This is a genomic window from Dyella sp. BiH032, assembly GCF_031954525.1.
Classification (GTDB): Bacteria; Pseudomonadota; Gammaproteobacteria; order Xanthomonadales; family Rhodanobacteraceae; genus Dyella_D.
The window spans coordinates 685,402-711,680 of sequence record NZ_CP134867.1 but is presented as its reverse complement, the minus strand read 5'-3'; the positions used below and the strand labels follow the sequence as shown (position 1 = coordinate 711,680).

The 26,279-nt window shown below is 67.2% G+C and carries 27 protein-coding genes; 16 read left to right on the top strand and 11 right to left on the bottom strand.

Annotated elements, in window-relative coordinates:
* Window position 1 precedes the first annotated feature (1 nt).
* The 3 genes from RKE25_RS03090 to RKE25_RS03080 all read right to left on the bottom strand — a co-directional run bounded on the left by RKE25_RS03090 (window position 2) and on the right by RKE25_RS03080 (window position 4,094).
* Entirely contained in the window at window positions 2-496 is a 495-nt protein-coding gene (locus RKE25_RS03090; RefSeq protein WP_311840803.1) for a MarR family transcriptional regulator, read from the bottom strand.
* Window positions 497-661: 165 nt separating this feature from the next.
* Window positions 662-1,069 (bottom strand): DUF4156 domain-containing protein, encoded by a 408-nt coding sequence (locus RKE25_RS03085; RefSeq protein ID WP_311840802.1) that lies wholly within the window; start codon window positions 1,067-1,069, stop codon window positions 662-664.
* 136 nt (window positions 1,070-1,205) lie between these two features.
* Window positions 1,206-4,094: a pitrilysin family protein gene (locus tag RKE25_RS03080; RefSeq protein ID WP_311840801.1), complete on the bottom strand. Its 2,889-nt coding sequence runs from the start codon at window positions 4,092-4,094 to the stop codon at window positions 1,206-1,208.
* Between the two features lie 269 nt (window positions 4,095-4,363).
* Between RKE25_RS03080 and RKE25_RS03075 the strand changes: the two genes are divergently transcribed.
* The 9 genes from RKE25_RS03075 (at window position 4,364) to RKE25_RS03035 (ending at window position 10,714) form a co-directional block, all read left to right on the top strand.
* Window positions 4,364-4,567 (top strand): hypothetical protein, encoded by a 204-nt coding sequence (locus RKE25_RS03075; RefSeq protein WP_311840800.1) that lies wholly within the window; start codon window positions 4,364-4,366, stop codon window positions 4,565-4,567.
* A 51-nt stretch (window positions 4,568-4,618) separates the two neighbouring features.
* Window positions 4,619-5,083, top strand: coding sequence for a tRNA (cytidine(34)-2'-O)-methyltransferase (locus tag RKE25_RS03070; RefSeq protein WP_311840799.1), 465 nt, complete (start codon window positions 4,619-4,621; stop codon window positions 5,081-5,083).
* A 203-nt stretch (window positions 5,084-5,286) separates the two neighbouring features.
* Window positions 5,287-5,928, top strand: a complete 642-nt coding sequence (locus RKE25_RS03065; protein ID WP_311840798.1) for a M23 family metallopeptidase — start codon at window positions 5,287-5,289, stop codon at window positions 5,926-5,928.
* Window positions 5,929-5,974: 46 nt separating this feature from the next.
* The gene (locus RKE25_RS03060) at window positions 5,975-6,625 is read left to right on the top strand and encodes an SCP2 sterol-binding domain-containing protein (RefSeq protein WP_311840797.1); all 651 of its coding nucleotides are present in this window, start codon (window positions 5,975-5,977) and stop codon (window positions 6,623-6,625) included.
* Window positions 6,626-6,630: 5 nt separating this feature from the next.
* Window positions 6,631-8,271, top strand: a complete 1,641-nt coding sequence (ubiB, locus tag RKE25_RS03055) for a ubiquinone biosynthesis regulatory protein kinase UbiB (RefSeq protein ID WP_311842314.1) — start codon at window positions 6,631-6,633, stop codon at window positions 8,269-8,271.
* Window positions 8,272-8,311: 40 nt separating this feature from the next.
* Window positions 8,312-9,016 carry a pseudouridine synthase gene (locus RKE25_RS03050; RefSeq protein ID WP_311842313.1) on the top strand — a complete coding sequence of 235 codons (705 nt, stop codon included), beginning with the start codon at window positions 8,312-8,314 and terminating at the stop codon, window positions 9,014-9,016.
* A gap of 44 nt (window positions 9,017-9,060) precedes the next feature.
* On the top strand, window positions 9,061-9,483 hold the full coding sequence (gene arfB / locus RKE25_RS03045) for an alternative ribosome rescue aminoacyl-tRNA hydrolase ArfB (RefSeq protein WP_311842312.1): 423 nt from the start codon (window positions 9,061-9,063) through the stop codon (window positions 9,481-9,483).
* On the top strand, window positions 9,480-10,073 hold the full coding sequence (locus RKE25_RS03040) for a 1-acyl-sn-glycerol-3-phosphate acyltransferase (RefSeq protein ID WP_311840796.1): 594 nt from the start codon (window positions 9,480-9,482) through the stop codon (window positions 10,071-10,073). The genes arfB and RKE25_RS03040 overlap by 4 nt, the downstream gene beginning before the upstream one ends.
* A 5-nt stretch (window positions 10,074-10,078) precedes the next feature.
* The gene (locus RKE25_RS03035; protein WP_311840795.1) at window positions 10,079-10,714 is read left to right on the top strand and encodes a LysE family translocator; all 636 of its coding nucleotides are present in this window, start codon (window positions 10,079-10,081) and stop codon (window positions 10,712-10,714) included.
* A gap of 9 nt (window positions 10,715-10,723) precedes the next feature.
* Here RKE25_RS03035 and RKE25_RS03030 read toward each other — a convergent pair whose 3' ends face one another.
* The gene (locus RKE25_RS03030; protein ID WP_311840794.1) at window positions 10,724-11,758 is read right to left on the bottom strand and encodes a LysR family transcriptional regulator; all 1,035 of its coding nucleotides are present in this window, start codon (window positions 11,756-11,758) and stop codon (window positions 10,724-10,726) included.
* A 128-nt stretch (window positions 11,759-11,886) separates the two neighbouring features.
* On the opposite strand from RKE25_RS03030, the gene aceB reads away from it, so the two are divergent.
* Window positions 11,887-13,518: a malate synthase A gene (gene aceB / locus RKE25_RS03025; protein ID WP_311840793.1), complete on the top strand. Its 1,632-nt coding sequence runs from the start codon at window positions 11,887-11,889 to the stop codon at window positions 13,516-13,518.
* Window positions 13,519-13,567: 49 nt separating this feature from the next.
* The gene (gene aceA / locus RKE25_RS03020) at window positions 13,568-14,884 is read left to right on the top strand and encodes an isocitrate lyase (RefSeq protein WP_311840792.1); all 1,317 of its coding nucleotides are present in this window, start codon (window positions 13,568-13,570) and stop codon (window positions 14,882-14,884) included.
* Window positions 14,885-14,966: 82 nt separating this feature from the next.
* On the opposite strand, the gene RKE25_RS03015 is transcribed toward aceA, so the two are convergent.
* The 3 genes from RKE25_RS03015 to RKE25_RS03005 all read right to left on the bottom strand — a co-directional run bounded on the left by RKE25_RS03015 (window position 14,967) and on the right by RKE25_RS03005 (window position 18,938).
* On the bottom strand, window positions 14,967-16,772 hold the full coding sequence (locus RKE25_RS03015) for a sodium:proton antiporter (RefSeq protein ID WP_311840791.1): 1,806 nt from the start codon (window positions 16,770-16,772) through the stop codon (window positions 14,967-14,969).
* Window positions 16,773-17,051: 279 nt separating this feature from the next.
* Window positions 17,052-18,572: a YifB family Mg chelatase-like AAA ATPase gene (locus RKE25_RS03010; RefSeq protein ID WP_311840790.1), complete on the bottom strand. Its 1,521-nt coding sequence runs from the start codon at window positions 18,570-18,572 to the stop codon at window positions 17,052-17,054.
* A 108-nt stretch (window positions 18,573-18,680) separates the two neighbouring features.
* On the bottom strand, window positions 18,681-18,938 hold the full coding sequence (locus RKE25_RS03005; protein WP_167253335.1) for an accessory factor UbiK family protein: 258 nt from the start codon (window positions 18,936-18,938) through the stop codon (window positions 18,681-18,683).
* Between the two features lie 191 nt (window positions 18,939-19,129).
* Here RKE25_RS03005 and glnK point away from each other — a divergent pair, with 191 nt between their 5' ends.
* Entirely contained in the window at window positions 19,130-19,468 is a 339-nt protein-coding gene (glnK, locus tag RKE25_RS03000) for a P-II family nitrogen regulator (RefSeq protein ID WP_311840789.1), read from the top strand.
* On the opposite strand, the gene RKE25_RS02995 is transcribed toward glnK, so the two are convergent.
* Entirely contained in the window at window positions 19,469-20,002 is a 534-nt protein-coding gene (locus RKE25_RS02995; RefSeq protein ID WP_311840788.1) for a DUF1453 domain-containing protein, read from the bottom strand. It lies immediately after the preceding gene.
* A gap of 114 nt (window positions 20,003-20,116) precedes the next feature.
* Window positions 20,117-20,860 carry a 2,3-diphosphoglycerate-dependent phosphoglycerate mutase gene (gpmA, locus tag RKE25_RS02990; protein WP_311840787.1) on the bottom strand — a complete coding sequence of 248 codons (744 nt, stop codon included), beginning with the start codon at window positions 20,858-20,860 and terminating at the stop codon, window positions 20,117-20,119.
* Window positions 20,861-21,000: 140 nt separating this feature from the next.
* On the opposite strand from gpmA, the gene RKE25_RS02985 reads away from it, so the two are divergent.
* Window positions 21,001-21,663 (top strand): hypothetical protein, encoded by a 663-nt coding sequence (locus RKE25_RS02985; RefSeq protein WP_311840786.1) that lies wholly within the window; start codon window positions 21,001-21,003, stop codon window positions 21,661-21,663.
* 39 nt (window positions 21,664-21,702) lie between these two features.
* Here RKE25_RS02985 and hemF read toward each other — a convergent pair whose 3' ends face one another.
* Window positions 21,703-22,605 carry an oxygen-dependent coproporphyrinogen oxidase gene (hemF, locus tag RKE25_RS02980; RefSeq protein WP_311840785.1) on the bottom strand — a complete coding sequence of 301 codons (903 nt, stop codon included), beginning with the start codon at window positions 22,603-22,605 and terminating at the stop codon, window positions 21,703-21,705.
* Window positions 22,606-22,685: 80 nt separating this feature from the next.
* A complete protein-coding gene (locus RKE25_RS02975) occupies window positions 22,686-23,396 on the bottom strand; it encodes a YdcF family protein (protein WP_311840784.1) in 711 nt (236 codons plus the stop codon).
* Between the two features lie 131 nt (window positions 23,397-23,527).
* On the opposite strand from RKE25_RS02975, the gene RKE25_RS02970 reads away from it, so the two are divergent.
* The 3 genes from RKE25_RS02970 to RKE25_RS02960 are packed head-to-tail and all read left to right on the top strand — an operon-like array spanning window position 23,528 to window position 26,276.
* Complete coding sequence (locus RKE25_RS02970) at window positions 23,528-24,724, top strand: beta-ketoacyl-[acyl-carrier-protein] synthase family protein (RefSeq protein WP_311840783.1); 1,197 nt, start codon at window positions 23,528-23,530, stop codon at window positions 24,722-24,724.
* Window positions 24,721-25,518 (top strand): beta-ketoacyl synthase chain length factor, encoded by a 798-nt coding sequence (locus tag RKE25_RS02965; protein WP_311840782.1) that lies wholly within the window; start codon window positions 24,721-24,723, stop codon window positions 25,516-25,518. The genes RKE25_RS02970 and RKE25_RS02965 overlap by 4 nt, the downstream gene beginning before the upstream one ends.
* The gene (locus tag RKE25_RS02960; RefSeq protein ID WP_311840781.1) at window positions 25,515-26,276 is read left to right on the top strand and encodes a glycosyltransferase family 2 protein; all 762 of its coding nucleotides are present in this window, start codon (window positions 25,515-25,517) and stop codon (window positions 26,274-26,276) included. Before RKE25_RS02965 ends, RKE25_RS02960 begins: the two co-directional genes overlap by 4 nt.
* Window positions 26,277-26,279 lie beyond the last annotated feature (3 nt).

Genomic DNA, 26,279 nt, shown 5'->3' with positions numbered 1-26,279 from the left:
CTCAGCCCTGGTCCAGATGGTCGAGGAACTTCTTGAGCAGACGCTCCAGCTGGGCCGATTCGCGCGGCTGCAGGCCGCCGGCCTGCCGTTCCAGCAGGGCGCAGATGTCGGGCAGGAAACCTTCGATCATCGCCAGCCCCTTCGCCGTCAGCGTGAGCGTGACCTTGCGGCGGTCCTCGTCGCTGGCGGTGCGCTCGATCAGCCCCTTTTCGCACAGCTCGTTGGTAAGCCGTGTGATGTTCGCGGACTTCTCTCCGGCCGCGTCCGCCAGTTGCGACGGATTGAGCGTATAGCCCTCCGTGCCGTACAGCATCATGAGAAGGTTGTATTCCGGATGGTTGATGCCCCAGGGCTTGAGCATCGCGTTGGCGTCGTCGTGGACGCGCTTGTAGATGTGCTTGACCAGGCGCACCAGGATCGCTGGATCGCGCGGAAAGTCGGGGTAGCGCCGGCAGGTGACCGCGAGGCGCTGCTCAGTAGGAGTGAAGCTGCTCATGGAAGACCTCGCTGCGGATCGGGCATTTAGTACATTTATGTACAACTTACTTGTGAATATTATGCTTGTGCCGCATCCAGCGCAAGCCGCAAGGCCGGGACGACGAGCGCGCAAAAAGAAAGCGCCCCGGAGGGCGCTTTTCAAAAGCCTTTCGGCCACGGGCGTTTAGCCCTTGATGGGGAAAGTCTCTGCGTTGCCGGGCGCCGACTGGGCCGGTCGCGGCGAAGCGCCGGAAGCGCGCCCCGCGGCAGGACGGTTGGGTCCGCATTGGTAAGCGCCCCAGGGCTGCGAACCCTCGGAGGGCTCGGCCAGCGGCTTGATGGTGTCAGCGCGCATCTTGGCCGCCTCGTTGCGGGCCATCACTTCGAGTTCGTCCCGCACCTTGATGTCATTGCGGTTGATCGGCCCCACGCGGTTCATTACCGACACGGTGACCTTGCCCAGCTCGCGGCAGGAAGACACGTCGCCGCTCCATACCGTGCGTACATTCTTGGCGGCATCGTCCAGAGTGATGCCCCAGGTGCAGGCACCGAGCATCAGGGCCACGGGAACGAGCAGCAGGGTCTTGCGCATGGGTTACTCCACGGTGTCCATGAAAAAAGGCCAGGGCAGCGCGCTGCCCCGGCCCACATCCTAACGTGCGGCGCGCCGGCCGACCCAAGCCGGGCTGAACGGCTCGGCGGGAGGCCCGAGCCTCCCGCCGGCCATCTCATTTGGCGACCTTGGCCTTGGCCGAAGGCTTCGCCGCGACCGGCTTGCCATCGGCGTCGATCACGTGGACCTCGCCAAGGCCGAGTGCACGCACCGGCTGCTCGATCTTCTTCAGATCGCCAACGATCACCCAAGTCAGTGCCTGCGGCTTGACGATCTCGGCGAGCGCCGACTGCGCGCTCGCCTGATTCACAGCCTCGGTGTGCTGCTTGAGTGTCTGCACGTAGTCGTCTGGCCGGCCGTACTGCACGATCTCGCCGAGCGCGCCGAGCACCGAAGCCGTGGTCTCGAAGCTGCCCGGCAAGCCACGCACGTTGGAGGACTTGATCTTGTCCACCTCCTGCGTGGTGAGCGGCTTGTCGCCGACCACAGCCTTGGCTTCCTTTTGCACTTCCAGCGCGGACTCGGCCGTCTTGTCGGTCTGCACTGGCGCATACATCAGGAACGGCCGCTGGCCGACCGCGTCGCGCAGGAAGCTGAAAGCGCCGTAGGCCCAGCGCTTGTCCTCGCGCAGGTTCATGTTGAGTCGCGAAGTGAAGCTGCCGCCGAAGGCGCCGTTGGCGACGCCGATCTCGATGTCGTTGGGCGCCTTGCTCGACGGCGCCAGCAGGCCGGCGAGGATCAGCGATTGCGGCGCATCGGGCCGGTCGATCAGGAATACGCGCGGCTTGGCCTGGGCAGCAACCTGCGCGACGTTCTTCTTCGGCAGCGGCGCGGACGGCGCCTTCCAGTCATCGAACACCGCGTCGAGCTGGGGGATGATCTGATCCAGCGTGGTATCGCCGGCGACCAGGATCTTCACGTTGTCCGGCCGCAGCCAGTCGCGCTGGAAGGTCGCCAGGTCCTGGGCCGTGAGCGATTTGATCGCCGCTTCCGTGCCGGTGCCGGTGAACGGAATGCCGTAGGCGTGCCCCTGCCCGTAGAGCAGCGGCGGCAGCGTGCGCAAGGCCAGACCGGTGGGCTGGGTCTTTTCCTGCGCGATGCTGGCCAGCCACTGGCCGCGCACGCGTTCGATGTCTTCCGACTTGAAGGCCGGATTGCGCACGATGTCTGCGAACAACTCCAGCGACGGTCCGAGCTGGTCGTTCAGCGCGTTGAGCGATGCAGTACAGGTATCGAGCCCGCAGCCGATGCTGGTGATCGCGCCGAGGCGTTGCTTGCGCTTGGACACCTCGACCGAATCGAGCGCCTTGGTGCTCTCGTTCATCAGCGTGGTGGTGAAACTGGCAGTGCCGAGCTTGCGCCCCTGGTCGGCCGCATAACCGGCATTGAATTGCAGCTGGATCTGGGTGACAGGGATCGTATGGCGCTGAGCCAGCACCACCTCGATACCGTTCTTCAGCTTGCCGCGCTCCAGCTTAGGAAAGCTGAGGTCCGGAAACTGCGTGACCTGCGGCACGCCCTTGGCGCGGTCGACCTCATTCTTGCCCACGGTGAACGATTGCGCCGACGGCAATTTGGGTTCCGGACGGCCGGAAGCCGTGGGCAGCGACACGACCTTCGCGTCTTCCGCCTGTGGATCGAAATTGCCGCTGGCCGGCAGCACGGTGAGCAGGTAGTCGCCCTTGGTCAGCCACTTGTCCGAGGCACTCTTGACGCTGGCCACGGTGGCGGTGTCGATGCGCTCGAGGTCTTTCTTGTACGCGCCCGGATCGCCGCGATAGACCTGGCCCTCGGCCAAGATCACGGCCTTGCCGCCGAAGCCCCCCACCTTCTCCAGCCCGCGCACGAACGAAGCGCGGTTGCCCACCTTGGCGCGGTCGAGCTCGTCCTGGGTGGGACCGTCCGCGATGAACTTCTTCAGTTCGTCGGCGATGGCAGCTTCGACCTTCGCCGGGTCCACGCCTTCGCGGACGTCAGCCTGGATCTGGAACTGGCTGGCAAGCGCGAACGGCGCCACGCTGGCGGAGACGTCGTCGACCAGCTTGTCCTGGTAGACCAGGCGCTGATAGAGGCGCGAGGTCTTGCCGCCTCCGAGCACGGTGGAGGCCAGGTCCAGCGAAATCATGTCGTCCGTGCCCAGCTGCGGCACCACCCAGGTGCGGTAGATGCGCGGCTGGGAGACGTGGTCGTGCTGTACGCCCCGCGTGGACTTCGCCAGCGGCGTGATCCACGGCTGCTGGCGCGGTACGGGCGGACCCGCGGGAATGTCGCCGAAGTACTTGGCGACCTTTTCTTTGGCCTGCGCGGGCGTGATGTCGCCGGCCAGCACGATCACGGTGTTGGCGGCGCCGTAGTAGTCATGGAACCACTGCTTCACGTCGGCTAGCGACGCGGCGTCCAGGTCCTCCATCGAACCGATGGTGTCGTGCTGGTATGGGTGGTTCGCCGGATAGGTGTTGGAGAGGACGTTCTGATCCACGCGGCCGTAGGGCCGGTTCTCGCCCTGGCGCTTCTCGTTCTGCACGACGCCACGCTGCGTATCCAGTTCTTTCTGGCCGATGGCGCCGAGCAGGTGGCCCATGCGATCCGATTCCATCCACAGCGCCATGTCCAGCGCGGTGGTGGGTACCGTCTCGAAGTAGTTGGTGCGATCGAACCAGGTGGTGCCGTTCATGTCGGTCGCGCCGGCCAGCTCGAAGGGCGCGAAGTAGGTGCCCTTGTGGTTTTCCGAGCCGGAGAACATCAGGTGCTCGAACAGGTGGGCGAAGCCGGTCTTGCCCTTGGGTTCGTCGCCGGAACCGACGTGGTACCAGATGCTGACCGCCACGACCGGCGCCTTGTGGTCCTCATGCACCACGACCGTGAGGCCATTGGGCAGGGTGAAGCGCGTATAGGCGATCTCTGGGATGGTCTGCGTGGCCGGGGCAGCCATGGACGACGGCGCGGTCATGGCGACTCCGGCGGACAGAAGCCCGGCGACAAGCAGGGCAAGGGGTTTTCGCATGGATGAACCTCCTGTTTCACGGGAACCTCCGAGGCTAGTCATGCGTGAAGGGAACCGCAAATGACCATCGGCAGGGATGGCGGCGGTGTCCGGACACTGTCCGGCAGGCTGTCCGCTGGCGAGTGCGGGGTGTCCGCGGACAGTCGAACGTTGGCAAGGCGACATCCTAAGTGCCGCCAAATCAAGGCCTTGTGATTCGGCCCACCTTGGCACAACGCTTGCGAGTCCATGGAGGCAGGAACCTCACCCCCTTTGTCGGAGACAACCCCATGAAAACCGAAGCCTTGATGCTGCGCGGCCTGTTCGTCGCCTGCCTCGCGGTCTGCGGCCTGGTCCTGGCTGCGATGGTCAGTGCCTCCCCCGATGCGATCCGCCTGGCCGCCAGCGCCAGCGCCGGCCAGCTCAGCCCCGCGGCCCACGCCGCATGTCTGCTGCCGGCCGACGGCGTGGTCTGCCCCCGTCTCGGCGGTTGACCGCTGGACGGGGCGCTGTGCCGGCGGGCGCCCCTCCCTGATAATCGCCGGATGCTCCATGTCATCCTGTTCAATCCCGAGATCCCGCCGAATACCGGCAACGTGATCCGCCTCTGCGCCAACACGGGCGCCTCGCTGCACCTCATCCGTCCATTGGGCTTCGAGCTCGACGATGCGCGCCTGCGTCGCGCGGGCCTGGATTACCACGAGTACGCGCACCTGGCCGTACATGACGACCTGTCCGGTTGCCTGGCGACCCTGGCGCATCCACGGGTGTTCGCGTTCTCTACCCGCGGCCGTGTGGCGCACGTGGATGCGCGCTTCGCGCCGGGCGATGCCTTGCTCTTCGGCTGCGAAACGGCCGGCCTGCCTTCCGACGTGTTGGAGTCCATCCCGGAAGCCTGCCGGCTGCGCCTGCCGATGCGGCCGGACAGTCGGAGCCTCAATCTGTCCAATACGGTCGCCATCGCCGTCTACGAGGCGTGGCGCCAGTTCGGCTTCGACGGCGCCGCCTGAACGAGCCTCTCTCGCAAACCTGAGTCACGGCAGGGGTTTGCGAGGTTTCTTATATCTCCGCCGGACTTTTCTCGGTGAAATAGTCCCCACACCGACGCACTTCCGCACGGTGTCTGCGCTCAGTCCTTGAGCCGCCTTTTCCCATCCGACCACCACCGCCCGGCCGCGCCGGGCGACGGCCGCGTGCGGCCGCGGAGTACGCCATGCCTCTGCTGAAACGCCTCGCTTATCGATTGCCCGCGCGACGCCTGGCCCTGGCTTACGCCGTCATCACTGCCCTGCTGCTCGCCCCCCTCACGACGGCCGGACGAACGATGCGGCCGCTCGAGTCCCCGGTTCCAGCAACCATGCCGGCCGCGATCGCCGCGGCGGACGCCCCCTCAGTCACGGCCGAGTCCGAGGAACACGAAGACGCGGATGAACCGCTCGGCCTCGACCAACTCGCCGGCCTGGACGTCAAGCTGATGCCCATCGACTTCGCGCGCGTGACCTCGCACTTCGGCCATCGCACGGATCCGTTCAAGCGCACCCGCAAGTTCCACTCCGGCATCGACTTCGGTGCTCCCCAAGGCACGGCGATCCACGCCGTGGCGGGCGGCAAGGTGATCCTGGCAGGCCATCAGGCCGCCTATGGCAATGTCGTGGTGATTGAGCACCGCCCCGGCTACCGCACGCTCTACGCGCACGCTTCCAAACTGCTGGTGAAAGCCGGGCAGATCGTGGACGCGGGCGCCGTCATCGCCAAGGTCGGCTCGACCGGCCGCTCCACCGGCGCGCACTTGCACTTCGAAGTGCATCACAGCGGTCAGCGCGTGGACCCCAGGCTTTACCTCGTCGGCCTGTAAACCTCGGCGCGGCGTGCGCCCGTGCCCTGCCGCTACAATGCCGGGCATGACCGCCTCCGCCCCCCGACCCTGGCTGCCGCGCCCGTTGCGCGCGATCGCCGGCCGCGCACTACAGACCGCGCTCAATCATGCGCTTTCGCTCGATCCTGACACCCAGCAGCGGGTATCCGCGCTGGAAGGGCGCAGCATCCAGGTCCATCTGGATGGTCCGGAGCTGACGCTGGCGATCGCCGTACGCGAGGGACGCCTCGAAGTCGGGCCAGCCCGGGAGGACAGCCATCTGCGGGTCCGCGCCACGCCGGGCAGCCTGCTGGCAATGGCCGTGCGCCGCGATGACGAGGGCGTAGCACCAGGTAAGGTGGACATCGCCGGCGACGCCGAACTCGCTCGCCGCCTCGAAAAGCTTGCCACCCAGTTCGCGCCGGACGTCGAGGAAGCCTTCGCCCGCACCTTCGGCGACGTGCTGGGCGTGCCGCTCGCCCGGGCGATGCGTCAGGCGCTGGCCCATGCGCGCGAAAGCGGCAGCCATCTGGCCGAAGACACTGCGGACTGGCTGCGCGACGAGGCCCATGTGGCCATGGCGCCCGGCGAAGTAGAAACCTTCCTCGATGGCGTGGACGCCCTGCGCGAACGCAGCGAACGCCTGGAGTCGCGCCTGGCGCGGCTCGAGCAGAAGCTGAAAGGAAACGCCGCGTGACGCCGCTGAAAGTCGTGCCGCGCGTGCTGCGCGTCGCCTCCGTGCTGCTGGCCTATCGGCTCGACGAGCTGGTCGATGCCGCCCATCTGTTCCGTCCCCTGAAACTCTTGCGCCCGTTTCTCGCGCGCCCCCGCGCGGATGTCGCCCAACTGCCGCGCGGCGAGCGAATCCGGCTCGCCCTGACCGAGCTAGGCCCGATCTTCGTCAAGGCGGGCCAGGTGCTGTCCACCCGACGCGACCTGGTGCCGGCCGACATTGCGGACGAACTGGCGCTGCTGCAGGACCAGGTGCCACCGTTCCCCGGCGCGGAAGCGCGTGCCATCGTCGAGCGTGAACTGAAGGCACCGGTAGCCCAGCTGTTCGCCCGCTTCGACGAAACGCCGCTGGCGTCGGCCTCCATCGCACAGGTGCACGCTGCCGCCCTGCCCGATGGCCGCGAGGTCGTGGTGAAGGTGCTGCGCCCTGGTATCGATGAGCGCATCGCGCGCGACGTCGGCCTGTTGCACTCGCTGGGAGAACTCGCGCAGCGCTGGCACCCCAATGCCGACAAGATCCGCCCGCTCGATGTCGTGGCGGAAGTGGAGAAGATGCTGGAGAACGAACTGGACCTGCAGCGCGAAGGCGCCAGCGCCAGCCTGCTCCGCCGCAACTTCCAGAGCGGCGTGGACCTGTACGTTCCCGAGGTGCATTGGGAGCTGACCGCCGCGCGCGTGCTGACGCTCGAACGCGTCAGCGGCGTGAGCTGCGACGACATCGCCGCCATCGATGCCGCCGGCGTGGACCGCAAGGCGCTCGCTGCGAAGGGCGTGCGCGTGTTCTACGAACAAGTCTTCCGCGACAACTTCTTCCACGCCGATGCGCATCCCGGCAACATCTGGGTCGACGTGGCGCGGTCCGCCGAGCCGCGTTTCATCGCGCTGGATTTCGGCATCATGGGTTCGCTGCCGGAGGCGGACCAGTATTGGCTCGCGCAGAATTTCATCGCGTTGTTCGAGCGCGACTACGCGCGCATCGCGCAACTGCACGTCGACGCCGGCTGGATGCCCAACACCGTGCGCATGGACGAGCTGGAAGCGGCCGTGCGCACCGTATGCGAGCCCTACTTCACCCGCCCTCTTTCGCAGATCTCGCTGGCCGAGCTGGTGGTAAAGCTGTTCCAGACCGCGCGGCGCTTCGAACTCACCCTGCAACCGCAGCTCATCCTGTTGCAGAAAACCTTGCTCAACATCGAAGGCGTGGGCCGCATGCTCGATCCTGAGATCGACATCTGGGCCGTCGCGCATCCGGTGCTCAAGCGCATCCTGCGCGAGCGCTACAGCCCCCGCCGCACGCTGCGCGAGGTGCGCAAGCGCCTGCCGGAATGGTTTCACGCCGCACCTCAGTTCCCCGAGTTGATCCGCGACGCGCTGCGCCAGACCGCGCGCGGCGAGCAGCGCCAGCTGGCCGATCCAGCGGCGCTGCGGCAACGACAGGAACTCGCACGGCGCCAGCAGCGCGCGGTATCGACCGGCCTGCTCGGCGGTGCGCTGCTGGTCAGCGCCGCCTTGCTGTGGGCCCTCGCCACGCCGGAGCACGGCAGCTGGCCGCCGCTCGCCGCCGCCGCGGCTGGACTGGTCGCCTTCGCCGCGGGCTGGCCGCGCCGCTGACTAAAGGATATGCCGCCTCCACGCGGCACGACGCATGACCATTCTCGATCTCCTTTACCAGGATGACGCCCTGATCGCGGTGAACAAGCCCGCGGGTCTGGCCGTGCATCGCTCCAAGCTGGTAGGTAACGCCGATGAATTCCTGATCGACGTGCTGCGCGAACAGGTCGGCGGTGCCGTGCATCTGGCGCATCGGCTCGATCGCGCCACCAGCGGCGTGCTGCTCGTCGCGCGCTCGCCGGAAGTCGCCGCGGCGTTGGGCGAGCAGTTCATGGGTCGCGACGTGCACAAGCAGTATCTCGCCGTGGTGCGCGGCTGGCCCGAACCGGAGGAGGGCCTGGTCGACTATCCCCTGCCCGGCTCGCGCGACACCGGTCCGCGGCGCGACGCACGCACGCGCTATCGCCGGCTGGCCACGGTGGAGGTGCCGATCGCGCTGGGCCGTTATCCGCAGCAGCGCTACGGGCTGGTACTGGCCGAGCCGGAGACCGGCCGCTTCCGCCAGATCCGCAAGCACATGGCGCATCTCCACCATCCCGTGATCGGCGACTGCCAGCACGGCCGCAGCGATCACAACCGCCTCTACAAGCAGTACTTCGGCTGTCATCGCATGCTGCTACATGCCTGGCGTCTCCGCTTCGCGCACCCGCTCAGCGGCCAGCCGATGCGGCTGGAAGCCCCGCTGGACGCCGCCTTCACCAGCGTGCTCGAACGCTTCGGCTGGTCCCTGCCGACCGGCGCGTGACGCCGGTCAAGCGTCGTGCCCTGCCCCCCGCTACACTGCGCGCCATGCTTATCGTCAGCCGATCCCTAGCGCTGCCCGAAGCCGAACTGACCGAGCGCTTTCTCCGCGCGGACGGCCCCGGCGGCCAGCACGTCAATCGCACGGAAAGCGCAGTCGAGCTGCGCTTCGACGTCGCACGTTCGCCATCGCTGCCCGACCCGGTGCGCGAGCGGCTGCTGTCTCGTCGCGATCGCCGCCTCACCGAGGACGGCGTGCTGGTGATCCAGGCCCGCCGCTTCCGCGACCAGTCGCGCAACCGCGACGACGCGCGCGAACGGCTCGTCGAGATCATCCGCGCCGCACTGGCGCCGCCCAAGCCGCGCGTCGCGACCAAGCCGACCCGCGCCTCCAAGGAGCGTCGCCTGGCCGGCAAGCAGCAGCGATCGAAGATCAAGCAGACGCGCTCGCGATCCTGGAGTTCCGAATGAGCCACCCCGTCGTGCCGCCGACACCGCCGTCGGCGCCCAAGCTAAACAGCCGCTTCTGGCCGTGGTTCTCGCGCGGCGTGCTGCGGCTGTGCGGGTGGCGCCTGGTGGGTGCATTGCCGGACGTGCCGAAGCTGATCCTCATCGGCGCGCCGCATTCCTCGTACTGGGACGGCCTGTGGGGCCTCCTGATGAAGATCGGCGCTGGCATCGAGGTCAACATCATGATCAAGCGCGAGGTGCTCGATGGTCCGCTTGGCATCATCCTGCGCCCGATCGGCATGATCCCGATCAACCGCAAAGCGGCGCTCAACGTGGTCGGCCAGATGGTGGAACGTTTCCAGCAGCGCGAACGCATGTGGCTCGGCATCACGCCCGAAGGCACGCGCAAGAAGGTTACGCAATGGAAATCTGGCTTCCTGCGCATCGCGCACGAAGCCGCCGTGCCGATCCAGACCATCTTCATCGACTATCCGACGAAGACCTTCACGCTCGGTCCAGTCGTGCAGGCCACCGGCGACCACGACGCGGACATGGAAAAGATCCGCGCCCTGTTCCGGCCCTATCGGGGCAAGCACCGCAATACGGAGTGACACCGATGGACGTGCTCGGCATCCAGCATTTCGGCGCCTTCGTCCTCGCCTGCATCGCGCTCGCGCTCACACCCGGGCTGGACACGTTCTACATCCTTGCCCGCAGCGGCCGCGAAGGGCGCACCGTCGGCGTGGCGGCGGTGCTTGGCATCAATACCGGTTGTCTGGTGCACACGCTCGCTGCAGTGCTGGGCATTTCGGCGATCCTGATGACGTCGGCGCTGGCCTTCGCCGCGCTCAAGTATCTCGGCGCGGCGTATCTGGTCTGGGTCGGCCTGCGCATGCTGCTGGCAAAGCAGAGCGCCCGCCAGCCCACGGTGACGCGCGGCCGCGGCCTCGGCGCGGCATTCCGTCAGGGCATGCTCACCAACGTGCTGAACCCGAAGGTGGCGTTGTTCTTCCTGGCGTTCCTGCCGCAGTTCGTTTCCATGCAGGCGCCGCATCCGCAGCTGGGACTCGCCGTGCTGGGGTTGAGCTTCATCGGCGTCGGCATGGTCTGGTCGATGGTGTTGGCCATGCTGGGTGGCCAGGTACATCGCCTGCTCGACGCGCGGCCGCATCTGGGGCAATGGATGGATCGCGCCTGCGGCACGGTATTGCTGGGTTTCGGCGTCCGCCTGGCGATGCAGCGACAGCAGTAAGTCGCGCCTTCAACGCTCGGAGTGCCCTGGCTCGTCGTAGTCGCGGTGTGTCAGCAGGCCGGGGCGGATCAGGTCCACGAACGCCCGCGCTTCGGTACTGAGGAACTTGCCCTTGCGCATCACCACGCCATAGGCGCGCTGCGGAAAGTACTGGCGCAGGTTGCGCACCGCCAGGCGCGCGCGATCGGCCTCGGTGATGCAGATGCCGGTGACGATGGAAATGCCTAGCCCCATCGCTACGTATTCCTTGATCACGTCCCACCCGCCGACTTCGATCGCGACGTGGTACGGCACCTGGCGCTGCTGGAATACCAGATCCACCAGACGGTACGTCGACAGGCGCTGGGGTGGCAGGATCAGGCCATAAGGCGAGAGGTCCTCCAGCCTGATGCTCGCCTTGGCGGCCAGCGGATGGTCCGGCGGCATGATCAGCATGGGGTCGTAGTGATAGACCGGCGCCCAGGCGATGTCGTTGGGCACGTCCAGCATCGAGCCGACCGCGAAATCCGCCTCGTCCGCGCGCAGCAGCGCCAACCCATCCTTGCCGGTGACGTTGGCCAATTGCAGCTGCACGGCAGGAAAGCGCTCCCGATAGCGACGCACCAGGTCCGGCAGCAGGTACTGGATGGTGGAATTGCCCGCGGCGATGACCAGGCGACCGCTCTGGAGCCCCTTCACCTTGGCCTGGAAGTCCCGGTCCAGCGACTCCCAGCCTTCTACCAGCGGGCGCGCCAGCTCGTACAGCGCCTCACCGGCGTCGGTGAGGTTGATGCGTCGCCGGCTGCGCTCCAGCAGGCGCACGTCCAGCTCCCGTTCCAAGGCCTGGAGCTGAAGGCTCACGCTAGGCTGAGACAGATACAGCGCTTCGGCGGCCCGGGTAAGGGTGCCCAGCTTGACGGTGTAGACGAACGCCCGCAGCTGCTTCTGCCGGTTGCCCTTGTAGTAGAAGCGCGACGCCCCGTCAGGGGGCTGCACATCTCCTGCGCGCCGCCTGGGGGGCGACTTATGCGCTTTCCGGGGTCGGTTCAGCTTGTCGGCGGGCATAAAATGCGCTCCAAATCAGTCGATTGCAATTTTCATTAAGAAAGCCAATATCTAAGATTGAAACATTCGCTTTGTCAAAGCCTATCTCCGGAGCCTAGTGTCACTCCATCGTCATCACGGAGATCACCATGGCTGTCCCACAGGAGCGCCTCGCCGACCTGCCCGTCCGGATCCAGGGCCGGACCGGCCCCGGCCACGAGACCGTCCTCACCCCCGATGCCCTGGCTTTCCTGGCTGGCCTGCACCGCCGCTTCAACGCCCGCCGGCTGGCTTTGCTGGCGGCGCGCCGCCAGCGCCAGGCCCGCTACGACGCCGGCGAGCTGCCGGATTTCCGGGCTGATACCGCGGCGATCCGCGAAGGCCAGTGGACCGTGGCCCGCATTCCCGCCGCCCTGCAGGACCGCCGGGTGGAAATCACCGGTCCGGTCGAACGCAAGATGATCATCAATGCCTTGAACTCGGGAGCGAAGGTGTTCATGGCCGATTTCGAGGATTCCAGCGCGCCGACGCTGGCCAATCAGCTCGAAGGCCAGATCAATCTGCGCGACGCGGTCAACGGCACCATCGGCTACACCTCGCCCGAAGGCAAAACCTATCGCGTCGGCAACGAGCCCGCCGTGCTGGTCGTCCGTCCGCGCGGGTGGCATCTGCCCGAGCGCCATCTCACGGTGGACGGCGAGCCGATGTCCGGCGCGCTGGTCGATTTCGGCCTGTTCGCCTTCCATAACGCCCGCGCGCTGCAGGCGCGCGATCGCGGCCCCTACTTCTACCTGCCCAAGCTGGAAGCGATGGAAGAAGCCGCGCTTTGGAACGAGGTCATGGCCGCGGCGGAAGACGCCCTTGGCCTGCCAGCGAACTGCATGAAGGCCACGGTGCTGATCGAAACGCTTCCGGCCGTGTTCCAGATGCACGAGATCCTGCATGCGCTGCGCGACCGCGCAGTGGGGCTCAACTGCGGCCGCTGGGACTACATCTTTTCCTACCTGAAGACCTTGCGTGCCCATCACGATCGCCTGCTGCCCGAGCGCGGGCAGGTGCAGATGACGGTGCCGTTCCTGAAGGCCTATTCGGAGCTGCTCATCCAGACGTGCCATCGCCGCGGGGCCTTCGCCATGGGCGGCATGGCGGCGCAGATTCCGATCAAGGGCGACGAAGCCGCGAACGAAGCGGCCATGGCCAAGGTTCGTGCCGACAAGCTGCGCGAAGTGCAGGCCGGCCACGACGGCACCTGGGTGGCGCACCCCGCGCTGGTCCCCGTGGCGAGGGAGATTTTCGACAAGTACATGCCCTCGCCGAACCAGCTCAACGTGACGCGCGCGGACGTGCACGTGACGCGCGATGAACTGATCGCCCCTTGCGCAGGCTCGATCAGCCGTGCCGGCTTCGACAACAACGTCGAGGTGGCCCTGCGCTACACCGCCGCATGGCTGGACGGCCTGGGCTGCGTGCCGATCCACCACCTGATGGAAGACGCCGCCACCGCGGAGATCGCCCGCGCCCAGCTGTGGCAGTGGCTGCACCATCCTGGCCATCGGACCGGGGATATGTCCTCAGGCGGCGGGCTGGAATTTCCCGACCACGCGCCGATCGACTTCGCGCTGTTCGACCAGGCGCTGGCCGCACATACCCACCGCCTGCGCGCGAGTACGCATCCCGGCGCCGCGCGCGCGGACGAGGCGGCCGCCCTGCTGTCTGCCCTGACCCACGCCGATCAGCTCGGCGACTTCCTCACCTTGCCTGCTTACGACCGTCTCGCCTGAGCCCCACGCGAACGCCGTCGACGCTCTAAGCCATCCAGGAGTCATTGTCATGAAGAACGCCCTGCGCACCACCGACTTGCCCAGCGCCGAACAGATCGCTCTCGACTGGAAGAACAGCCCCCGCTGGAGCGGCATTCGCCGGAACTACACTGCCGAGGACGTGGCACGCCTGCGCGGCACGGTGCACATCGAGCATTCGATCGCGCGCCACGGTGCCGAGCGGTTGTGGAAGTCGCTGCATAAGGAAGACTTCGTCAACGCGCTCGGCGCGCTGACCGGCAACCAGGCTATGCAGCAGGTGAAGGCCGGCCTGCAGGCCATCTATCTCAGCGGCTGGCAGGTGGCCGCCGACGCCAATTTGGCCGGCGAGATGTATCCGGACCAGTCGCTCTATCCGGCGAACTCCGTGCCGCAGGTGGTCAAGCGCATCAACAACACGCTGTTGCGCGCCGATCAGCTGCATCACGCAGAAGGCAACGACGAGATCGACTGGATGGTGCCGATCGTGGCCGACGCGGAAGCCGGCTTCGGCGGCGTCCTCAACGCGTTCGAGCTGATGAAGGCGATGATCGAGGCCGGCGCTGCGGGCGTGCATTTCGAGGACCAGCTCGCCTCCGTGAAGAAATGCGGCCACATGGGCGGCAAGGTGCTGGTACCGACCCGCGAGGCGGTCGACAAGCTCACCGCCGCGCGCCTGGCCGCCGACGTGCTGGGCGTGCCGACGCTGATCGTGGCCCGCACCGATGCCGACGCGGCGGACCTGCTCACCTCCGACATCGACGACAACGACAAGCCGTTCGTCACTGGCGAACGTACCGTCGAAGGCTTCTTCCGCGTGCGCCCCGGATTGGACCAGGCGATCAGCCGCGGCCTGGCCTATGCACCGTATGCGGACTTGGTCTGGTGTGAAACTAGCAAGCCGAACCTGGAGGAAGCTCGCCGGTTCGCCGAGGCGATCCACGCGAAGTTCCCGGGCAAGCTGCTGGCGTACAACTGCTCGCCCAGCTTCAACTGGAAGAAGAACCTGGACGACGCCACCATCGCCAAGTTCCAGAAGGAGCTGGGCGCGATGGGCTACAAGTTCCAGTTCATCACGCTGGCTGGTTTCCACAGCCTCAACTACGGCATGTTCGACTTGGCCTACGGCTACGCGCGCCGGCAGATGAGCGCCTTCGTGGAATTGCAGGAGCGCGAATTCGCCGCCGCCGAACGCGGCTTCACCGCGGTGAAACACCAGCGTGAAGTGGGCACGGGTTATTTCGACCAGGTGACCCAGGCGATTCAGCAGGGCCAATCGTCCACGACGGCACTGAAGGGCTCCACCGAGGAAGCGCAGTTCCACGCACGACAGGCATCTGCGGCTTGAACTTGGCGCGGCGCCAGCAGGGAAGCTGGCGCGGACGCCGGTGGGCGTTCCCGCCGGCGTCCGCCACGCAGGGAGTACATGATTACTCGGCGGACACCCTGATCGCTTCAGGCGGCACCAGTGCGATCACCAGCCAGCCGGGACGCGGCTCCAGTTCGCGATGGGCGCAGGCCACGCGCAGCACGCCCTTGTCGTCGACACCGAACAGCGGCACGGTGAGCGAGCCGTACTGTTCAATGAAGTGGGGCCAGTCGAAGGTGGCCGACAGGCGCGTGGATTTGATGCGCCACCCTTGCGCCAGCAGTTCCGCGAACCGGCTGTGCGTCATGTCCTCATCGAACAGCGGCGGCGCCAGCAAGGTGCCGGCAAGCATGGCGCGTCCGTTGGATTCCTGTGGCGGCAGATTGCGCAGCAGATACACTTTGTCGCGGCCGAATTCCTGGCGGTAGTGCACGCACACCAGCGAATTGCGCTCGCGATGAGTAGACATCGCCAGCAGCGTGCCCACTCCGGTGAGATCGAGGTTGCGCTCGGCGTAGCTGGAGGCGGGATTGCCGTAGAAGGTCGTCAGCCCTTCCATGCGCGCGACGCGGACACCTTCCCACTCGTCGTCCGCCAATACCACGCGGAAGCCGGCGTCGCTGAGCGTCTTGGCGATGGCGCGGGGCACTTCGTCCGAACCAAAAATGAGCACCCCGTTGGGGTCGGGTTCCGAGACCTTCAACCAGCGCGCAAGCGGCCGCGAGGTCGCGCTCTGCAACACGACGGTACCGATGATCAGGATGAAGACCAGGGGCACCAGAGGAGCCGCGTCCTCCATGCCAAGCGCCTGCAGCTTCAACGCGAACAGCGCCGAGACCGAAGCGGCCACGATGCCGCGCGGCGATATCCATGCGATGAGGGCACGTTCGCGCCAGCTGAGCGCGCTTCCTATGCTGGATATCGCCACGGTGACCGGCCGCACGATGACCTGCGCTGCGACGAATACGGCGATGCCCGCCCACAGCATGCCGCCGGGCAACGGCCATTCGAGGCGTGCGGCGAGCAGGATGAAAAGCGTGGATACCAGCAGCGTCGTAAGGCTTTCCTTGAAGTCGAGGATGTCGTCGATATGGACACCGCGCATGTTGCCCAGCGCGATACCCATGATGGTCACGGCGAGCAGGCCCGATTCGTGGGTCATGGCGTTCGAGAGGCCGAACGCCAGCAGCACTGCGGCGAGCACGCCGAAGTTCTGCAGGTAGTCGGGAATCAGCTGGCGACGCAGCAGGAAGCCCATAGTCCAGGCGGCCAGTGCGCCCACGGCGCAACCGCAAGCGATGGTCGCCAGGAAGATCCCAATGGTATGGCCCTGGTGACGCGACACGATCGCTTCATAGATCAGCACTGCGAACAGTGCACCGAGTGGATCGATCACAATGCCTTCCCAGCGCAGCGTGTTGGCGACGCGCGCATTGGGCCGCACGGTGCGCAGCATGGGCGCGATTACCGTCGGACCGGTGACGCAGGTGAGCGCGCCGAACAGCCAGGCGATTTCCCAGCGCAAGCCGGCCAGGTAGTGCCCGGCCACTGCCAGCAGCACGACCGCCACCACGGCGCCATACGTCACCAGCCCGCGCACGGCATGGCCAATGCCGGGCAGTTCGTCGAAGCGCAGAGTCAGGCTTCCCTCGAACAGGATCACCGCAACTGCCAGCGAGACGATCGGAAAAAGTAGATCGCCCAGCAACTTGTCCGGATGGAGCACGCCCGTCACCGGCCCCAGCAGGATGCCGGCCAGCAGCAGGAACAGGATGGCGGGAAGCCGGACTCTCCAGGCCAGCCATTGCGCGAGAAAACCGATTCCCAGCATGCCCGCGAGCATCAGGCTGATCTGAAGCGTGCTCATTCGCGTTCCCTCGTCGTTGGCCCGGGACATCCGCGCCATGGAGTCGCGCAGTCTCGTGGCGGGCGATCTCCGCAACCATCGGAGACGTCCGATTCCAGGACAAGGATAAGAGCGGGAGGGAAAAGGCCAAACCCCGGTATCGGACGGGGGGAGGGAGGGGAACCGATACCGGGGTGGCGGGGGACGGAGTTCATAAGAGAACTCGTCGGTGCAGATATTAATCCTAATCCGATTGGAGTCAATACCGGTCAGTACAAATATTCCGGCCGCAGACTCAATTCATTGATTTTCCAAAGAACGTCGATACTGGAGCGCTTCGGCAAGATGCGCCCGCCGCAGCGAAGCTGCCCCGCCATCCAGGTCGGCGATGGTGCGCGCGACGCGCAAGGTCCGGTGATACGCCCGCGCCGACAGCCCCAGGCGCTCCAGGGCACCCTCGAACCAGGCGCGCTCGGCGACACCCAGGGCGCAGTCGCGTTCCAGCTCGCGCGTATTGATTTCGGCGTTGCATCGCCCGGCACGGAGCAGAGCCTGTTGCCGGGCTCTTACAACCCGGGCACGGACGGTAACCGAGTCTTCGTCGTGCTCGCCGCGCGTGGCGCTCACTTCGCTCAAGGGCTGGCGCGGCACATCGACGCATAGGTCGATGCGGTCCATCAGGGGGCCGGAAATGCGGGAGCGGTATCGGCGCACCTGGTCCGGCGTGCAGCGGCAGCGCTCCCGCGCATCGCCGGCATAACCACAGGGACATGGGTTCATCGCGGCTACCAGCTGGAACTGTGCCGGGAACGTGGACTGCCGCGCCGCACGCGAAATGACGATCGAACCGGATTCGAGCGGCTCGCGCAGCACATCGAGGACATGCCGGCTGTACTCCGGCAGTTCGTCCAGGAACAGCACGCCGTGATGCGCCAGCGAAATCTCGCCCGGTCGCGGCTGCGAGCCGCCGCCCACCAGCGCGACGGCGGAAGCCGTGTGATGGGGAGCCCGGAAGGGCCGCCTCCGCCATTGGGCAGGATCGATCGACTGACCGGCGACCGACAGCACGGCGCAGGTCTCCAGCGCTTCCGATTCGTTCATCGGCGGCAGGATCCCGGGCAGCCGCTCCGCCAGCATGGTCTTGCCCGTACCGGGCGGGCCGATCAGCAGCAGATGATGGCCGCCGGCGGCGGCTATCTCCAGAGCCCGGCGGGCTTGGCGCTGCCCGCGTACGTCCATCAGGTCCGGCCCCCGCTCGTTCGTTTCGCCCTCCGAAACGGGCGGCGCGGCGCCGGGCGCGGGAAGCTCCTGGATGCCGCGCAGCCAACCGCACACGTCCGCCAGCGTATCGGCCACGCGCACGTCGGCATCGGGTATGAGCGCGGCCTCGGCCGCGTTGGCGCGAGGCACCACGACTTTCCGGCCGTGCGCCCTGGCTCGCATCAACGCGGGCAGGACACCCGAAACCCCGCGCAACGTGCCGGACAACGCCAGTTCGCCCAGGAACTCGCAGTCGCTCAACCCTTCGCGGGGCACCTGCCCGCCCGCCGCGAGGATGCCCAGGGCGATGGCCAGGTCGAAGCGACCGCCATCCTTGGGCAATTCGGCGGGTGCCAGGTTCACCGTGACCCTGCGATTGGGATACTCGAAGGCAGTGCTCTGAATCGCCACGCGCACCCGGTCGCGGGCCTCCCGCACGGCGGCTTCGGGCAGGCCGACGATGTTGGTACTGGGCAGGCCGCCGGAGAGGTGTACTTCCACCATCACTTGCGGAGCGGCCACACCCTCCTGGGCTCGGCTGAGGGTGACGGCAAGACTCATGAGGCGGATGAATTCAGGACGGGCGGGTCGCGGAAAAAAACTGACCGCCCCCGGTCGTTCTCGGGGTGAGGGTGACGGACCGGGGACGGCTCCCGGGAGGGAGAGGGGCTAGCCCCCGCGAGACGCGGCAAGCGCCTCCAGATCGGCGACTCGTCGCTCCAGGGCTTCCACCCTGGCGCGCGTGCGTGCCAGCAGGAGGCTCTGAACGTCGAACTCCTCGCGGGTGACTAGGTCGAGGCGGCGCAGTCCTTGCGCCAGGACATCGGAAAAGTTGGCGCGGAGGTCCTCATGCGCCTGTGCCAATCCTGGCGGAACCAACGAGGCAAGTCGTAGGGCAAGCTGATCAATGTCCTGCCTATCCATCATGGACAGCACCTCGAACTCGTCAGGATGAAGTCTAGGTAAAAGCTCAATTCGTGCGCCATCGGCCGGCTCCGCTGATTCTTGTAGGGATTTTCCTACACACCCGCGTCACAGGCGACAAATCCGTCCCCTACCGGGCAGAATGCGCGCTTCCCGGGCCGTCGGCCGCTCGGGGCCTGCAACGAGGACAACCCATGAAGCTGGTGGTGGCGATCATCAAACCCTTCAAGCTCGACGACGTGCGCGAGGCGCTGGCCGAGGTGGGCGTGCAGGGCATCACCGTGACCGAGGTGAAGGGCTTCGGCCGCCAGAAGGGCCACACCGAGCTCTATCGCGGCGCCGAATACGTGGTCGACTTCCTGCCCAAGATCAAGCTGGAGGTTGCCGTGACGGACGAACAGCTCGAGCGTGTGGTGGAAGCCATTTCGCAGGCTGCACGCACCGGCAAGATCGGCGACGGCAAGATCTTCGTCAGCGCGCTCGACCAGGTGATCCGCATCCGCACCGGCGAGCTGGATAACGACGCGCTCTGATCAATCCTCGGCGGCCGGCAGGCCCCGTTCCCGCTGGAAGCGCCGGTGGTGGATCAGCAGCCCGGCGTAATACGCCACGTAATACCCCACCATCAGCCCGAACACCGCCAGGGTGAGCGGGCTGCCCATCGCCGGCGCGTGGCCGGCGGTGAGAGCCGGATCCTTGATCTGGGGCATCACTTCCACGAAGCGCCATGCCAGGCGGCCGACCAGCAGTACGGTAAGCGCGGCGCCGATCCAGGGGTTCGGAATGTAGACATCCGCGCCGCGCTCGTTCTGCCCGAATGCCGTCAGGCTCAAGCCGACCAGCCCCAGGACCACGCCGCCGGCGACGCCTCCCGCGAAACCGGCCAGCAGCATGGGATTGTGCAGGCCCGTCAGGGCGAACAGCACGGTGACGACGGCGAGGATGGCGATGCGCGCAATCATCCGCTTGCGCCGGATCGGCTGTGGCCCGAAGTTGCCGCGCACGCGCCGGTAGATGGCGAAGGCCGCCAGCGGGACCATCAGCGCAGGAATCATGTTCGGAGCCATCGGCGGCACTCGCTCGTGGAGGATGGAAGCAGAGCCTAGCGTCCGGCTGGCTACACGGCGACTGACGCCGCGCAGCCATCGCGGGTGACGCGTGTCACCCGCATCGCAGCGTCCTTACTTGGCCTTGCCCTGGTTGGCCACGGCGGCCATCTTTGCCGCGATGGCATCGGCGTCGCCCAGGTAGTAGTGGCGCAGCGGCTTGAGGTTCTCGTCGAACTCGTACACCAGCGGCACGCCATTGGGGATGTTGAGTTCGACGATGTCCTCGTCGGAAATACCGTCGAGATACTTCACCAGCGCACGCAACGAATTACCGTGCGCCGCCACGACCACGCGCTGCCCGGAGCGGATCGCCGGCGCCAGCACGTCATGCCAGTACGGCAGCACGCGGGCGACGGTGTCCTTCAGGCATTCGGTGTCCGGGATCAGGCTCGGATCGAGCAGCGCATAACGCGGGTCGCTGACCGACTCGTTCGCCGCGCGATCCAGCGCCGGCGGGGGAATGTCGTAGCTGCGGCGCCAGACCTTCACCTGGTCCTCGCCGAACTTCGCCGCGGTCTCCGCCTTGTTCAAGCCGGTGAGCGCGCCGTAGTGGCGCTCGTTGAGGCGCCAGTCGGTGACCACCGGAATCCACATCAGGCCCATCTCGTCCTGCACGCCCCACAGCGTGCGCACGGCACGCTTGAGCACCGAGGTATGCGCCACATCGAAATGGTAGCCGGCTTCCTTCAGCAGCCGCCCCGCCTCCCGGGCCTCTTCCATGCCCTGTGCGGTGAGGTCGACGTCGGCCCAGCCGCTGAAGCGGTTGTCGAGGTTCCACTGGGATTGGCCGTGGCGGATCAGTACGAGCTTGTGCATGGCGTTCGTAGGCTGCGGGGAAAGACCGGCATGGTGAAGCGCGGCCCGGTGCCCGTCAAATCCGCCCCTGTCGAAGGTCATGCTAAACCCAGGCCCCGCCTGGAGCATCCTACGGAGAACATTCAACAAGGAGTTCCGCCATGCGCCGCACCCTGCTCGCCCTAGCCCTCGTCCTGGCTCTGCCGCTGACCTCCCAGGCGCGCGACAACGACGTCGACAAGATCAACGGCGCAGTGCGCGTCGAGACCGGACAGCAGGCTGGCGACGTCAGCACGGTGAACGGCTCGGTGCACGTGGGCGACCACGCCGTGGTGCAGAAGGCAAGCACCGTGAACGGCTCGGTGGAACTTGGTACGCAGGCGCAGGCCACCGAGATCAGCACGGTCAACGGCTCCGCCTCCCTCGGCCCGGGCGCGAAGGTAAGCGGCAACGTCGGCACCACCAACGGCGCGATCCGCCTCGGCAAGGGCGCGGACGTCGCCGGCAAGGCGGCCAACGTCAACGGCGGCATCCACCTGGATGCCGCCCATGTCGGCAAGGGCATCTCTACGGTCAACGGGGACATCATCGTCGGCGACAACTCGCGCGTCGAAGGCGGCATCCTGGTGGAGAAGCCCGGCGGCTGGTTCAACAACAACAACCGCCGCCCGCGCGTGGTGATCGGCCCCCATGCCATCGTGCAGGGCACGCTGGAATTCCGCCGCGAGGTGATCCTGCAGGTCAGCGACAGTGCGCAGATCGGCCCGGTCAAGGGCGCCACGCCGACGAAGTTCAGCGGCGACATGCCGTCTTCGGACGACTGACGCCGGCGCGACAGGGCGGCGCCGGGCCGCCCGCTCCGGTCAGATCCAGTCGCGCGGCTTGAGGTAGTCCGACAGCCGCGCTTCCGGCGAACCGGGCTCTGGTGTGTAGGCGTATTCGAAGCGCACGCGCGGCGGAAGGCTCATCAGGATCGACTCGGTCCGACCGCCCGACTGCAAACCGAACAGCGTGCCGCGGTCGTACACAAGATTGAATTCCACGTAGCGGCCGCGCCGGTACAGCTGGAACTCCCGCTCGCGCTCGCCATACGGCAGGTCCTTGCGACGCTCGGCGATCGGCAGATAGGCATCGAGAAAGCCCTGCCCGACCGCTTTCGTGAAGTCGAAGCAGCGCTCGAAACCGCCTTCGCTCAAGTCGTCATAGAACAAGCCACCCACGCCGCGCGTTTCGCCGCGGTGCTTCAGGTAGAAGTACTCGTCGCACCATCGCTTGTAACGCGGATACACGTCGCTTCCGAACGGCGCGCACAGATCGCGCGCGACGGCGTGCCAGTGCGCCACATCCTCGTCGAACGGATAGAACGGCGTCAGGTCGAAGCCGCCGCCGAACCACCACACCGGCTCCAGTCCTTCCTTGCCGGCTTCGAAATAGCGGACGTTCGCGTGCGTGGTGGGCAGGTACGGATTGCGCGGATGCAAGACCAGCGACACGCCGGTCGCAACGAAGCTGCCGCCGGCCAGCTCGGGCCGGTGCGCGGTAGCGCTGGGCGGTAGCTGGTTGCCGTGCACTCGTGAGAAGTTCACCCCAGCCTGTTCGAACACCGCGCCATCGCGCAGCACGCGTGTGCGCCCGCCGCCACCTGCCGGACGCGTCCACGCGTCCTCCACGAATGTCGACTGGCCGTCCACCTGTTCGATCGCCGCGCAGATGCGGTCCTGCAGCTCGCGAAGAAACTGTTCGGCGCGGTCGACTTGCTGGCTCATCGTAGTGTCCGGGGAGGAAAGAGACGGCGGGAGATTAGCAAGCCGCGCGGACATGCGCCGATGCGGCCCGGCGTCGCGGCTCAGCGCACGCGCATGAGCAGCCGCTCCTGTCCGGTCAGCCGCGCCCAGCGCAGGCCCAGGTCGATCCACATGACGTAGGCCGCCTCCACGAACAATCGGAACGCGTAGCGGCCGTCGAGCTGGAAGCGCTCTTCCGCCGCCACTGCTACGCCGGACTCGAAGCCAAGCCAACGGGCCAGCAGCAGGCACCGCGGGAGGTGATAGCGGCTGGTGACGAGCCCCACCGGCGGCAAAGCGCGGTCCGCGCCTTCCTCGCGCAGAAGACTGCGTGCATGGCGCAGGTTGTCGAGTGAATCGGTCGAGGCCTGCTCCAGCCGCGGGATCACCTCCGGCGGCAAGCCGTGCTCGCGCAGCCAGGCAGCGCCCGCCGCCGCTTCACTGACGCGGCCGCCGCTGCGTCCGCCCAGCAGGAACAGCCGCCGCACGCGGCCTTGCCCGACCAGCACGAGCGCGCGCTCCAGACGCAGGCGAAAGTCGCGCTCTGGCCGGTCGCCCGCCAAGCGGCGCCCGAACACCAGCAGATCGCGGCAGTCCGGCGGCGCGAGCGGGCTGGCCGATGCGATCCGCCAGACGTACGCGGCGTAGACCAGCCATACCAGACCCAGGCTGGCGGTGACGGCCACCGCGGCGACGGCCGCCACGTGGATCAGGTCGCGGTCGCGCGCATGGCGCCACGGCCCGCGCTTGAGAGGGGCGAGAAAGGACGACACGGTGGGATCCGGCAAAGAAGCGCAGTGTGGGCAAGGCTTGTGAAAGCCGCAATGCACTAAAAAGGATGGAACATGAACACCCGGAACGGCCGCACTGGGCATAGCCTGCGGCCGCTCGCTAGTCTCCCGCGATGCCAGAACCCATCTCACCTCTCGCCGTCCGCGCCTATACCGCCACTTCCGCACTGGGCCGGGGCCTCGGCGATCACCTGCGCGCGGTCGAGTCGGCGCGCAGCGGCCTGCGTCCGAACGATTTCGGCGATGCGCCCCTCGCCTGCTGGATCGGGCGCGTGCCCGGCGTCGAGGACTCCCCGCTGCCCGCCCACCTCGCATCCTGGGAATGCCGCAACAACCGCCTCGCCTGGCTGGGCCTGAATCAGGACGCTTTCGTCGACCGCGTACGGGAAGCCATCCACCGGTACGGCGCGGACCGCGTCGCCCTCGTGCTGGGCACCTCCACCGCGAGCATCGGCGCCACCGAGGAAGCCTATCGGCGGCTGGAGGATGGCCGGTTCCCGGCTGACCTCGCCCGCCCCGGCGTGCACATGCCGCATTCGCTGACCGCTTTCGTGGCCGAAGCGCTGGACCTGCACGGCCCGGCGCTGACCGTGTCGACGGCCTGTTCGTCGAGCGCCAAGGTGTTCGCCTGCGCCGAACGCATGATCCGCCTCGGCGTCGCCGATGCGGCGGTAGTCGGCGGCGTGGACACGTTGTGCGGCAGCGTACTGTTCGGCTTCAACTCGCTAGAACTGGTATCGCCGGAACCCTGCCGTCCGTTCGACCGGACGCGACGGGGACTCTCGCTCGGCGAGGCGGCCGGCTTTGCGCTGCTGGAACGCGTGGAGGCGGCGCCTGCGGTACCTCGCCTGCTGGGCTACGGCGAATCCAGCGACGCGCACCACATGTCCACTCCCCATCCGGAGGGCCTCGGCGCGGACATGGCGCTGCGCGATGCGCTGCAGCGCGCCGGCCTGGACGCGGACCAGGTGGACTACATCAACCTCCATGGCACGGCCAGCCTGAAGAACGACGAGGTCGAAGCGACGCTGATCGGGCGCGTCTTTCCCGCCCGCACGCGCGCCAGTTCCACCAAGGGATACACCGGCCATACGCTGGGTGCCGCAGGCATCGTCGAAGCGGCCTTCGCGCTCCTGGCGATCGAGCATGGGCTGGTGCCGGGCAACCTCGGTGGAGACCAACCTGATCCGGTCTGCGGCCCGCAGTTCGCCTGGCACAACGAACGCCGCGACGTGCACATCGCCTTGAGCAACTCTTTCGGCTTCGGCGGCAACAATGCCTGCCTCGCGTTCGGCGAGGCGGCGGCATGAGTGGCCTGCGGATTCACGTGGAAGGCATCGGCCTGTGGTCGCCGCAGCTGGCCGACTTCCCCGCCCTGCACACATGGCTTGCCGGCACGCCGGCGGCCGTCCCTGGCGCGAAACCACCCGCCGCCACGCTTCCGGCCACCGAGCGCCGCCGGGCGCCCGAGAGCGTGCTGCTGGCCGTCGAGGTGGCGGGCCAGGCAGTGGCGATGAGCGGCCGCGACGCCGGCGGGCTGGCCTGCGTCTTCGGCTCGGCTTTCGGCGACCAGACCATCACCGACTACATGTGCGAAACACTCGCACGCGCGCCGACTGAGCTGTCGCCGACCCGCTTCCACAACTCCGTGCACAACGCACCGGCCGGCTACTGGACCATTGCCACGGGATGTCACGCGCCTTCGTCCGCCGTCTGCGCCTACCGCGACACCCTGGGTGCCGGACTGCTGGAATCCGCGATGCAGGTGCTCGCCGACAGCCAGCCCGTGCTCTTCGTCTGCGCGGATGTCGCCGGCACCGGCCCGCTGGGCGACGTGACCCACAGCACACAAGCGTTCGGCTGCGCCCTGGTGCTGTCACCGGACGTTTCCCCGCGCACGGTCGCCACCCTCGCACTGCAAGTCTCGCGAGACGCGGCCACCGCCTCACCGCCGCCGATACTGCCTCCGGCGTGGCTGGAAGCGAACGCAACCGCCGCCGCAGCCCTGCCGCTGCTCAGCCTTCTGGCCGGTCACGGCCGTCATTGCCACATCGCCGCAGCCGGAACGCTGGGCCTGCATATCGAAAGGGAGAACCTCGCTTGAATTCCCCGGCCACACGCTGGTGCGTGCTCATTCCCTGCCTCAATGAAGAGGCGGCCATCAAGGATGTCGTCGGCTCGGTGGTCGCGCTGGGCGCGCCCGTCATCGTCGTCGACGACGGCTCCGACGACCGCACTCCGGCGATCGTCGCCGAGCTGCCGGTCACCCTGCTGCGCCACACGGAGCGCAAGGGCAAGGGCGAAGCATTGCGCACCGGTTTTCGCGAGGCGCTGCGCCAGGGCTTCGACGCTGTCGTCACCATGGACGGCGATGGGCAGCATCTGGCCAGCGACGTGCCGCGCATCGTGGCCGCCGCGCAGCGCTACCCGAACCACATCGTCATCGGCGCCCGGCTGATCGACAAGGCACAGCAGCCCAAGGCGCGGCGCTTCGCCAACGCATTCGCCGACTGGGGTATCTCCTGGGCCTGTGCGCAGCCGGTAGCGGATACGCAGAGCGGACAGCGCTGGTATCCGCGCGCGGCCTTGGACCTGGTGGACCTGCCGGCGGAAAACTTCGTGTTCGAGGCCGCCATCCTCATCGCCGCGTCGCGCGAGAAAGGGCTTGGGGTGGCGTCGGTGCCGATCGCGTCGCGCTACCAGGGCGAGTTCCGCCTCAGCCATTTCAACCCCGTGCGCGACGTGGTGCGCATCACCACCTATACCGTCGGCCGCGTGGTGCATTACGGCGATGTCTGGACCAGCTACCGGCGTTCCCGCGCCAGCCGCCCCATCGTGTTCGACACCGCCGCGCCGGCCTGAAAA

Excerpts from the sequence above, each read along its gene's own strand:
- aceA (WP_311840792.1), top strand. The coding sequence starts at position 13,568 with ATGAAGAACGCCCTGCGCACCACCGACTTGCCCAGCGCCGAACAGATC.
- RKE25_RS02985 (WP_311840786.1), top strand. The coding sequence starts at position 21,001 with ATGCGCCGCACCCTGCTCGCCCTAGCCCTCGTCCTGGCTCTGCCGCTG.
- RKE25_RS03035 (WP_311840795.1), top strand. The coding sequence starts at position 10,079 with ATGGACGTGCTCGGCATCCAGCATTTCGGCGCCTTCGTCCTCGCCTGC.
- gpmA (WP_311840787.1), bottom strand. The coding sequence starts at position 20,860 with ATGCACAAGCTCGTACTGATCCGCCACGGCCAATCCCAGTGGAACCTC.
- arfB (WP_311842312.1), top strand. The coding sequence starts at position 9,061 with ATGCTTATCGTCAGCCGATCCCTAGCGCTGCCCGAAGCCGAACTGACC.
- RKE25_RS03010 (WP_311840790.1), bottom strand. The coding sequence starts at position 18,572 with ATGAGTCTTGCCGTCACCCTCAGCCGAGCCCAGGAGGGTGTGGCCGCT.
- RKE25_RS03005 (WP_167253335.1), bottom strand. The coding sequence starts at position 18,938 with ATGATGGATAGGCAGGACATTGATCAGCTTGCCCTACGACTTGCCTCG.
- RKE25_RS03030 (WP_311840794.1), bottom strand. The coding sequence starts at position 11,758 with ATGCCCGCCGACAAGCTGAACCGACCCCGGAAAGCGCATAAGTCGCCC.
- aceB (WP_311840793.1), top strand. The coding sequence starts at position 11,887 with ATGGCTGTCCCACAGGAGCGCCTCGCCGACCTGCCCGTCCGGATCCAG.
- RKE25_RS02970 (WP_311840783.1), top strand. The coding sequence starts at position 23,528 with ATGCCAGAACCCATCTCACCTCTCGCCGTCCGCGCCTATACCGCCACT.
- RKE25_RS03040 (WP_311840796.1), top strand. The coding sequence starts at position 9,480 with ATGAGCCACCCCGTCGTGCCGCCGACACCGCCGTCGGCGCCCAAGCTA.
- hemF (WP_311840785.1), bottom strand. The coding sequence starts at position 22,605 with ATGAGCCAGCAAGTCGACCGCGCCGAACAGTTTCTTCGCGAGCTGCAG.
- RKE25_RS03080 (WP_311840801.1), bottom strand. The coding sequence starts at position 4,094 with ATGCGAAAACCCCTTGCCCTGCTTGTCGCCGGGCTTCTGTCCGCCGGA.
- RKE25_RS02995 (WP_311840788.1), bottom strand. The coding sequence starts at position 20,002 with ATGGCTCCGAACATGATTCCTGCGCTGATGGTCCCGCTGGCGGCCTTC.
- RKE25_RS03015 (WP_311840791.1), bottom strand. The coding sequence starts at position 16,772 with ATGAGCACGCTTCAGATCAGCCTGATGCTCGCGGGCATGCTGGGAATC.
- RKE25_RS02965 (WP_311840782.1), top strand. The coding sequence starts at position 24,721 with ATGAGTGGCCTGCGGATTCACGTGGAAGGCATCGGCCTGTGGTCGCCG.
- RKE25_RS03060 (WP_311840797.1), top strand. The coding sequence starts at position 5,975 with ATGACCGCCTCCGCCCCCCGACCCTGGCTGCCGCGCCCGTTGCGCGCG.
- RKE25_RS03070 (WP_311840799.1), top strand. The coding sequence starts at position 4,619 with ATGCTCCATGTCATCCTGTTCAATCCCGAGATCCCGCCGAATACCGGC.
- RKE25_RS03090 (WP_311840803.1), bottom strand. The coding sequence starts at position 496 with ATGAGCAGCTTCACTCCTACTGAGCAGCGCCTCGCGGTCACCTGCCGG.
- glnK (WP_311840789.1), top strand. The coding sequence starts at position 19,130 with ATGAAGCTGGTGGTGGCGATCATCAAACCCTTCAAGCTCGACGACGTG.
- RKE25_RS03065 (WP_311840798.1), top strand. The coding sequence starts at position 5,287 with ATGCCTCTGCTGAAACGCCTCGCTTATCGATTGCCCGCGCGACGCCTG.
- RKE25_RS03075 (WP_311840800.1), top strand. The coding sequence starts at position 4,364 with ATGAAAACCGAAGCCTTGATGCTGCGCGGCCTGTTCGTCGCCTGCCTC.
- RKE25_RS03085 (WP_311840802.1), bottom strand. The coding sequence starts at position 1,069 with ATGCGCAAGACCCTGCTGCTCGTTCCCGTGGCCCTGATGCTCGGTGCC.